Source organism: Micromonospora lutea, from assembly GCF_016863535.1.
GTDB classification, from domain to species: Bacteria; Actinomycetota; Actinomycetes; order Mycobacteriales; family Micromonosporaceae; genus Micromonospora; species Micromonospora lutea.
In genome coordinates, this window is the sequence record NZ_BOPB01000057.1 from 1 (window position 1) to 923 (window position 923).

At 69.0% G+C, this 923-nt stretch carries 2 protein-coding genes; both read right to left on the minus strand.

Annotation, left to right across the window (positions count from 1 at the left end; translation table 11 throughout):
• Nucleotides 1-33 precede the first annotated feature (33 nt).
• Nucleotides 34-639, minus strand: a complete 606-nt coding sequence (locus tag Vlu01_RS27320; protein ID WP_275409497.1) for a transposase — start codon at nt 637-639, stop codon at nt 34-36.
• Nucleotides 618-923: helix-turn-helix domain-containing protein (locus Vlu01_RS27325; RefSeq protein ID WP_204005013.1), on the minus strand; the 306-nt coding region annotated here is incomplete at its 5' end. The genes Vlu01_RS27325 and Vlu01_RS27320, both read right to left, overlap by 22 nt.

Here is a 923-nt window from a genome sequence, read left to right on the forward strand (position 1 = left end):
CTACAGAGGTTGAAAGGCTGAGGTTCGGGTCCGTCACGGTGGTTCGGGGTCGAGGGTCATGCCGGTGTTGGCGAAGAAGCCGGCGAGGAGATCGGTCTGTTGCTGGCAGGCGCGTAGGCGTTGTCTGACCAGGTTGGCGAGGTGGTCGACGCCGTTGGCGGCGATGTTGGTGAGGCCGCGTTTCATCCACCGCCAGACGCCTTCGGTGGGGTTGAGGTCGGGTGCGTAGGCGGGTAGGCGGATCACGGTCAGCCAGGTCCGGGCGGCGATCAGCGCGTGCATGCGGCGGCTGACGTGCACGTTGAGGTTGTCCCAGATCAGCACGATCGGCGCCTGGAGGCGTTGGTGGGCCTGGTCGAGGAAGGCAATGTAGTCGTCCTCGCTGAAGCTGCCCCGTTCGCCCGCGCGTCCGCGATGCAGCCGGGTACGCCACATTAACCGGCCTCGCTGTCCGGGCTTGAGGCAGACCATGCCGGCGATCGAGACCCGGCCGGAGCCCTTGCCGCAGACCTCGACGACGGGCGTGTGTCCACGCCGGGCCCAGGTCTTGGCCACTGGCGGCCGCAGAACCTGCCCCGCCTCGTCCTGGAAGCAGATCCAGGCGCCCCGCGCCGCCGCTAACCTCTTACCGACGGCCACCGCCGGCGGTGCCAGCTCGTGATCGCCGCTCGGTCACGTTCGATCGCCCGGCGGGTCGGGACCTGCTGGCTGTAGCCCATGCGGTGCAGTAGGTAGGACACGCCGCGCAGGGTGTAGCCGACCGCGAAGCGGCGTTCGATCACCTCGGCGACCCGGGCCAGGGTCCAGCGGGCGTCCTCCCAGCCGTGGACACGAGGACCTTCATCGAGCATCTCCGCGAGTTCTTTCCGCTGGCCAGCGGAGAGTTTGCAGTCCGATCCACCCGGCCCGGCCGACGCCAGGGC